General features: G+C 42.7%; 7 protein-coding genes. 5 read left to right on the top strand and 2 right to left on the bottom strand.

The annotated features are described in order from the left end of the window. Window positions 1-2,901: a CHAT domain-containing protein gene (locus DK188_RS11465; protein ID WP_198673007.1), complete on the top strand. Its 2,901-nt coding sequence runs from the start codon at window positions 1-3 to the stop codon at window positions 2,899-2,901. Here the strand turns inward: DK188_RS11465 and DK188_RS11470 are convergent. Then, window positions 2,898-3,614, bottom strand: a complete 717-nt coding sequence (locus DK188_RS11470) for a tetratricopeptide repeat protein (protein ID WP_111670949.1) — start codon at window positions 3,612-3,614, stop codon at window positions 2,898-2,900. The two genes, DK188_RS11465 and DK188_RS11470, sit on opposite strands and share 4 nt — an antisense overlap. Further along, complete coding sequence (locus DK188_RS11475; RefSeq protein WP_111670950.1) at window positions 3,607-4,155, bottom strand: RNA polymerase sigma factor; 549 nt, start codon at window positions 4,153-4,155, stop codon at window positions 3,607-3,609. The genes DK188_RS11470 and DK188_RS11475 overlap by 8 nt, the downstream gene beginning before the upstream one ends. A gap of 72 nt (window positions 4,156-4,227) precedes the next feature. On the opposite strand from DK188_RS11475, the gene DK188_RS11480 reads away from it, so the two are divergent. The 4 genes from DK188_RS11480 to DK188_RS11495 all read left to right on the top strand — a co-directional run bounded on the left by DK188_RS11480 (window position 4,228) and on the right by DK188_RS11495 (window position 8,226). After that, entirely contained in the window at window positions 4,228-5,634 is a 1,407-nt protein-coding gene (locus DK188_RS11480; protein WP_111670951.1) for an OmpA family protein, read from the top strand. An 18-nt stretch (window positions 5,635-5,652) separates the two neighbouring features. Continuing rightward, a complete protein-coding gene (locus DK188_RS11485) occupies window positions 5,653-6,933 on the top strand; it encodes a hypothetical protein (protein ID WP_111670952.1) in 1,281 nt (426 codons plus the stop codon). Window positions 6,934-7,003: 70 nt separating this feature from the next. Beyond that, window positions 7,004-7,651, top strand: a complete 648-nt coding sequence (locus tag DK188_RS11490) for a hypothetical protein (protein WP_111670953.1) — start codon at window positions 7,004-7,006, stop codon at window positions 7,649-7,651. An 11-nt stretch (window positions 7,652-7,662) separates the two neighbouring features. Continuing rightward, window positions 7,663-8,226 carry a hypothetical protein gene (locus DK188_RS11495; protein WP_111670954.1) on the top strand — a complete coding sequence of 188 codons (564 nt, stop codon included), beginning with the start codon at window positions 7,663-7,665 and terminating at the stop codon, window positions 8,224-8,226. Window positions 8,227-8,653 lie beyond the last annotated feature (427 nt).

The following is an 8,653-nucleotide window of genomic DNA, read 5'->3' on the forward strand; positions in this document are numbered from 1 at the left end:
ATGGAAGAGTCAATCAGCGACGAATCTATAGATCTTGAGACCAGAAAAAAAGCCTTTCGGCTATGGGCCGAGCTCACACATTTCGCAAAAGGCCATGCTGACATTACCGGTAAAGGCCCAAGATTTCTCCAGATTTTTCAAAATGATCCGGAATACCTTAGTCTAGAGGCGGGATTGGATTACTATGTTTATATGGCTGAAGCTTCAGTATCAAAAATCCAAAATCTGGAAAAACTGGAAGCGATCACTCGTAAACTTGAAGAATACCCAGAGGATAAAGGTGTATATTCTTTGGCGCTAGACAGGCTAGGAAGAACCTATTTTGACTTTAATAATTATCCCTTAGCCATGGAAAACCTTCGAAAAGCAGCGGGGAATTTTACCGAGTTAGACTATAAGCTGATTCTTTCCAACAACCTGACAGTTCAAGGTGTAGTGCAGGATGCTTTGGAAAATTTCAGCCAATCAGCCAAAGCTTACGAAGCCTCTACCCAAATCCTAGAGCAACTGGAAAACGAACCCTACGGGACTATTTCAGCCAATGCTTATAATCTGGGGCTACTTTACCTTGATCGCTTAGGAGATCCTGAGCGGGCTTTGCCTTTTTTCCAAAAAGCACTTGAAAACGACCGGTTGGACGGAGGAGAGACTAATTCCTATCTGGGCGATGACTACAAAATGATGTCCTTGGCAGCATTGAAAATGGGTGATCTTTCTCTTGCAGAGTCCAAAGCCAGACGGGCGGTATCCCATTTTGAAGCGATCAATCTCCAATCCTCTATCCAAATGGCAACCGCCAAGCTTCAGCTAGCACTTGTCCTTCACTATCGCAAAAAGCCCGAACTAGCCGTAGAGATCGTTAATGAAGCGCTTCTGATCATCGAGCAAGTCTCCGCCAGACAAAAAAGTGATTTGAGGAGGCAGCAGGCACAAAGCTATAATCAACTTGGTCTGCACCTGATTGAGACTGAAGAATGGAAAGCGGCTGAAATTGCCTATATGAAGGCGCTAAATCTCGCAGATGAATTGGAAAGGGATATTTTCAAAGTTGAATCTTTGCGTGGCTTGATCCGGCTTCAGCTTTTAAATCAAAATCCCGAAAAGGCTCTGGAATATTGGCGAACCTTGGACCGGATTCTTTTGGAAAAGTTTCAGGAGGCAAAGATTCTTCTTTCCGAGCAACGGCTTAATTATCTAAAAATCAATTTTTCCAGTGCGGGCCTGTCAGAAGAAGAGCTAATCTATGCCTTGGATATTTTGATTAAAGAGTTGGCTTCATCCACTACAACTCAGGAATTGATCTTGGATGCCCTTCAACTCAAAACCACGGTTCTTTTACAAGCTGAGCGGTCCGGTTTTGAAAGTTTCAAACAAATAAAATCAACACTTTCCCAAATCCGAAAAATCCAAAATGATAAAATCGGCCTGATCAATTCCATTGCGATCAACACTTCTGTTCGACCATTGATTGAGGAGTCATTATTTCTGATTCATCATGAATTGGAAAAAGAAAATCAGCAAATCCACGTTTCTGAGTGGAATGATCTTGCCTTTCAGCTAATGGAAATCCAAAAGCGAGTCATTTTTGAGACAGGGAGAAATCGGGATTACGCTTACACTGAAAATTCTAAAAAACATCAATCTTACCTCTCAGCAAAACAGTCATTGGTAGAAGTTCAGATCAAAATTGCCGCGATTCAGCAAGGTAGCAGCCAATCAAAAGAAAAGCTTTCTTCACTTTATGCATCGGAGGATAGCCTTACAGCTTTTGTTAGGTCTGAAGCAGAACTCTTTGAAAATGAAAATTTGACCAAAACCCCAGTTAATTCTGGTGTAGTCAGGCGGCAACTAGATTCCGGCGAAATGCTTGCGGCCTATTTTGTAGGCGCGAAGCATATCTTTTTGTGGACCGGGAAAGAAAGTGGGGATTCTTTTTTTCTTTTGGATAATAGCCCGGACAAAATCGCTCAAATTGAACATTGGATCAATGGAATTCGGGATAGAAAAAAGTGGAATTCACTTCCAAAATTCCAATCCGCCGAATGGATACCAAGTATTAATCCTAAAATCACTTCACTTACTGTGGTTCCAGACGGTGCTTTGTGCCAGATTCCTCTGGAAATTTTTAGGAACTCAGCCGAAGACCTTCTTCTACAGTCCACAGCCATCAGCTATTTGCCTAGTTTTGCAAGCTTCCGAGAGAACCAAACGAAAAGCAATCAGTCCACTTGGAAAGGCTTCGCTCCCGCTTACAGCAACTTTGAACTTCCGGGCAATCAGCAGGAAGTAAGTCTGGTAAAAGACTTGACGGGAGGAATGGCATTTTTGGATAAAGCCGCTTCTAAGGAGAATTTCTTGGAACAGGCGCCCACGGCTGGTTTGATACATCTGGCGGTACATGGGGAGTTGGATCCGAATTCACCCAATTTCAGTCGGTTGTGGTTTGGTGACAGGGAAGAAGATGCATTGACCGCATTGGAAATCACCGAAGTTAATCTTGACGCACACTTGGCAGTGCTGAGTGCCTGTAATTCCGGAGTAGGTGACTTGGAGTTTGGCAATGGTCTCCTGAGTTTGGCGCAAGCCTTTAGAACGGCAGGTGCGACAAGTACGCTGATGAGCCTATGGGAAGTGCCTGATCGGGAGACCCGCGACCTGATGGAGGGATTTTACGTCTATCTCCAAAAAGGCTGGACAAAAGACCAAGCGCTGAGACAGGCAAAGCTTGATTACTTGGAAAATGTAAAGGACCCTGCCTTGCTGGCGCCGTTTTTCTGGGCAGGTTTTGTGGTATTGGGAGATGTAGATCCGCTAAATCATGGAAGTCCGACTTGGATTTGGCTAGGTTTAATTCTGTTGGCAATTGGAGTCTTTTTTATTTGGAAGAAGTCCGGACCCTAGTCCATTTTTTCCAAAAGCTCCTTAGCCTGGTCCGAAAAAGCACCGGATTCTGAGGCTAGTTGCTGAAGCAGCTCCTTGGCTCTGCTGGTATTCCCATTGGCCAATTCTGCCAAAGCCAAATACCAAGTTCCACGGTGCTTCAAATCCAAATCCGTTGAATTAAATAGTGCTTCAAAGCTTTGAATGGCGTCATTGTATTTCCCTAATTGAAGTTGGCAATTCCCGATGTAGAGATCGATGTATTCTTCCGGAGAATTTTCTTTCAATGAATAAAAAAGGTCCAAAGCTTCTTGCCAATCCTCTTTTTCATAGGCCAAAAATACTTCATAAGTCAAGTTTTCCTGTCCATTTGCACGGGTCAGCGGTTCATGGATATTGCGCTGAGTCGTGTAAAAGGCCTGAAAAAGATCTTCCTTTTCCGCAGGCAAAAGAAACCACCACATTCCCAGCATAGCCAGACCAATCAAACTCGCAGCAATACCCATCCAAAATCTTTTTGAACTGGTTTTTGGGGCTTGATTTTCGAGTTCTCCTAGTTTTTCCCGAAACTCGACATCATCCTGCTGGCGCAGGGAAGAGCGGATCTCTAACTGAAAGTCCACTTCGGCTTTAAAGTCTTTATCGCGAGCCATCAGATCCTCGAAAGCACGCATTTCATCCGAAGTGATGGTTCCTTCCAGATATTTTTCAATCAAGATTTCTGGCTCAGTCATGCTCTTTTTGGTTTTCTATCCAGGATTTGAGATTCTTCAGGCAGCGGCTTTTATGAGCCCGGACTGTATTTTCATTTTCATATCCTTCCAAAGCTTGGATTTCTTTGGTTTTTAGTCCCTCCAGATAAAATAATGTTAACATTCGCTGGCAAGATTTCCCTAAAAACTCCAATCCTTTGCGAATAAGTGAAGCCCTTTCATCGTCGATTTCGGGACTTTCGTCAACAAAATCAATCAGCTCGGGAAGCTCATCTGCTCGATAGAGGATAGTTTTTCCTCGCTTTTTCATCCAATCAAAGGCCTTGTATTTGCCAATTGCGAAAAGATAAGTTTTGAAACTGTGCTTAACCTGAAGCAGCTGACCACTTTTGGCTTGCCTTCTCAGCGCAATCAATGAGTCGTGAAAAAGCTCGAGGGATTCATCTTCATCCAAACCAAATCTTCTTAAAAAACTGATAAAAGGATTTCGATAGGTATCGTAAAGCTTTTTCAGCAGCGCATCGTCTCCAGCCAATCCTTTGACCCACTGTGGATCGATCATAAAAATTTTATGCTTGGGGTGTTAATATTTTTTTTCGCTAGCCCACTAAGCTAAAAACAAATAGATCAAACCATGAAGTATAACCCGATTTTCATCAGTTTTTTTTCGATCGCGATCGTTTTGGCTCCTTATTCCTCCCAGGGGCAATTTATAAAAGATCTCAAAAAACGGGCGGAGGAAGCGGCAAAGCAGACAGTAGAGCGAAAGACGGAAGAAAAATCCGCAGAAAAAACCGAACAGGCGATCGACTCCCTTTTCAATATAAAGCTAAAGAAAAAAGCAGGGAATGACACCTCCAATCAGGAGGGGATGGAGATGGAATCCGGAGGATTTGAGGATTTCCAATACGAAACAGGCTATGAAGGTATACCAGGAAGCACTGAATCTGGGTCGCTGCAAGCCTATTCGAAGTTTGATTTCATTATGGGCTCCGATATTCTGTACGCAGAAGATTTTTCGAAAGCACAACTCGGTGATTTGCCTGATGGCTGGACCACCAGCAATACCCTGGAAGTCGTGGAATTAAATGCTTTTCAGGGAAAATGGCTCCAGCTGCAAAAAGGCAAGAATCTCTTTGCGCCACTGACACTGGGTACACTTCCACAGGACTTCACCATGGAATTTGATCTGATACTGGATTACGAGCCGACCAAATTTGCAGCGGCCCGGATGTTCACGATCATTTTCAATGACTTGGAATCCCCTTCGATCAAACTAGGAGATTTTTATGCCGGAAGTCATATGCTCGCACTGGGTACGGACAAAGGAATGAAATACAAGTACAAAAAATGGAAGGACAGTCAGTATAATGAACGGGCCACGGAAGCGACACCGATTTTGGAAAAAAGCACACTACAACGTGGTACGCGTGTACGGTGCTCGATTTGGAAAAGCAAAAACCGAATCCGGTTTTACATTAACGAAGAAAAGGCCTTTGACATCGTACAGGCAGAGTCACCTGACAATCCTTTCCGATCTATGAAATTCTACTCTGAGGTGTACAATGAGGGAGAGAATTTTTTTATCTCCAATATCCGAATGGCGGGTCCGCCTCCTGTGATCAACCGCGAATTGGAAGAAACGGGACTATTGGAAGCTACGGGAATCTATTTTGAAACGGGAAGTGATGAAATCAAACCTGAATCCTATCCTACTCTGAGGCAAATAGCAGACTTCATGATCAAGTCAGGTGGATCATTCACCATAGCAGGCCACACAGACAATATTGGGGAAAAGGAAGCCAATCGCCTGCTCTCCGAATCACGGGCATCTTCAGTGAGAAAAACACTGGTGAAAACCTACGGTGTGGATACCAACCAACTCGCCTCTATTGGATTTGGTCAGCGATATCCCGTGTATCCCAATGACACGCCAGAAGGAAGAGCCAAAAACAGAAGGGTTGATATCATTAATCTCGCAGTTTACGAGGACTATGAGGGAAAATTGATCGAAAAAGTCTATGGAGAAGCGAGAAAATAAACATCAAAACTAACTTATATGAAAAATTATTTATCGTTCATTTTATATCTATTCCTCGGCTCCAGTCTCTCTTTCGCACAAGGGAAATGGGAAGGAACTTGGAACTCCACCCAAGGGACAACACTCTATTTAGTCCAGTCTGGAGGCTATGTTTATGGCATCTTTGGCAATCAAGGGTACATTTTTGGCCGGGTAGCCCAAGGAGGAAACCGAGTTGCCGGCACTTACACAGACGAAATTCAAGGCGCATCTGGCCGATTTGAATGGTTAATGTCCAGCGAAGGAAATTCTTTTAGCGGCTTAAAAACATGGGGCGAGGATTTCAAAGTACTGAATATTGACAATTCTACCGAGTGGAAAGGAAGTCGAAAATCCGGAGAAGACCTTACAAAGGTTCTGAAGAGTAGCAGTTTAGATTTACGATTGGTGAGCAGCCCTCAAAACCGAGTGGCGGGAGTTTCGATAAAAGATAAAAAGGCATTTTACGGAAAGGCTAACGGAAATGCTTTCGCAGGGAAATTAAGTGCCTTGGATGTGACAGGAAAGCGGACAAGTGAGGGGAATTTCAGTTTTGGACTTTCCTATGCAGTAGCAGCTAACTCCAACTCTACGGGAAATTCCGCGAGCACAACCACATCGACTTCTCCACCCAAAAATACCCGAACCACTTCTGAGCCCAAACTTCAAAGAGACTATAAGCTTAAAATCACCCTCAACTCAGTCAAACTCAATAAGGCCAGATTTGGAAATACTCAGAAGGGCGGCTTTTATGCTACTGTATTTTTCAATAATGATTCTAATATTCGAAGAATAAAGAATAATGTTCCTGAACCTTGGGGAAGAACCCATGGAAATTGGAAAATTGGTAAAGCTCCTGATTTAGGCAACATTGTTTTCATGGGAGAATCGAAAACTCCATGGGTAGTAGGTCAAAATGTCACAACCAAACAGGAGTTGATCTACGAGTTTAAAAAAACCACTCAGGAATTGGCCATAGATAATACCAGCTTGGAGTTTTGGACATCTTTTGATTATAACAATTATACTGGTGCCGGAGGAGATATGAAAAGTGATCGGTACATCGATATCAAAGAGATCATCAAATTCTTGTTGGGAGAAACGGATGCCTCGGATTATCCCGATGCAGTACATGGAAGAAAAAGACTGCCAAATTCCACAGATACATTTTGGTTGGAGACCATAGGAGGAAAGCGCTATGCCCGAGGCTATGGAGACCTTTTTGACGGCAAAGATCAGGTAAGGCTGGGCTATGGATATACCATTGAATTGATCGACTAAGGTTTCTACCACTAGCTGAGTATTTCTAAGCGAATCAAGTCAGCTATTTAACATTTCAAACTAAAAAATTATGAAAATTCAAGTCAAAAACTGTCTGGTATTAATTGCAATTGTGCTAGGATCAAATGAAATCCTAGCGCAGGAAAACATAGTCATACCAAAGCAGGAAAAGCTGTCTGTAAGTGGTTCAGATGGAGATTATGAATCGATAATCCAAAAAATCCAGTCTCAGCAACCCTCATTGAATCTGGATCGTGTCAGCATGGCAACCCTGGGAAAACGGGAAATCAGGGGAAGCTTAGTTTATACTGTAAAGCAAAACGGAAAGGTGATTCATCAATCGGAAAGGATTCCAGTTGAAATTCAGGAAAAAGCTCAAACCCTTAATCTGAATAGTAATGGGCTGGAGGAGTCGATGATCAGCACTTGGGAAAAGCAAGGATTTGTGCGTCGTCAGATCGGTCGGATCGATGATCCAGAAGCAAAAACCGGAAGTCTCCCAAATCCCATGGGGCCTGGAAGTGGAAAATCAGGAGGAGTTCAGAATGAGGGCAATGAACCTAAGCTCAAAGTTGTCGATAAGACTGGCCAACAAGGCTTTACCCGTCGACAAATCGGAAGAATTCCCATATCAGAATATGAGGTAGAAGTGACATTCTCAGGGCCAAATGGTAAAGGAAATTCTCAACCATCCAGCTTTTTAATTCTAATCAACTAAATTTCAATCTTATGCAAAACCATTTCTTTAAATTCACTTATTTACTAGCCATGCCCATATTTTTTGCCTGCGGATCCTCAAATGAAAATGTCACTTTTGAGAATATGGCTGATCAGGCGTTGGAAAAACAGGATAAAGCGATTGGGGATTTTGATGCATGCTCTGGTATGGATGAATCTGCATTCCGGGAAATCTTTGAAGTTCCTGAATCCTATGCGCTAATCGATGTATCAATGATAAATATCAGTAAAAGCACCTGCGTGATGGTTGGTGACGATTCGGGCAAAAAACTGGGAGTAATGGTTCAACTTATGTCAACTCCGGCTACTTACTCCGTAATTGCTGCAGGAATGAAACGGGACTTCAACAATGCACCTGAATCCAATCGGATCAGTGGACTTGGGGAAGCTGCTGTTTGGACTGAGCGAGAAAACCGAAAAGTCTCTGGAATCACAGTGGTGGGAGATGACCACGTTGTGGCTATTCTTTTTGATCATTACAATACCCGTAGCAGAGAGCAGCTTCAGCCGATGTTGGAAGCCTATTATAATCATTGGGTAAAATCACTGAAATAAAGCTTGATTATGCAATATTCTCATCCATCTCGTCTAATAAACCGCTTATTCTTATACTAGTTTAAGAGGTTTTTGTAAGAAAGATCTCGATCTTTTTAGCTATAAAAATGAATTTTTTAAAACTTATTAATCAATAAACTCTAGCTCAAAATCAGTTCAATATTGTCATTTTTGTTTTGGAAAATTTAGGATACCGGTTTAATGACAAAGGCTTAGCCATCTTGATTTTCCTTAAATTGGAGAAACTATTATACTGATTTACATGACGGCAGAAAATCAAAAAAGCTCCCACTTGGGAGCTTTTTTGGTACTACTCTAGATCTATCAATTACTAATTACATCGTATCCACTTTCTTCTGTCTGCCCGTGTAGCCGAAGGAGCTCTTACCCACTCTGAGCTCGGTGCGTCTGTTCAGCTGGTGCATCG

The organism is Algoriphagus litoralis, from assembly GCF_003259255.1.
Lineage (GTDB): Bacteria > Bacteroidota > Bacteroidia > Cytophagales > Cyclobacteriaceae > Algoriphagus > Algoriphagus litoralis.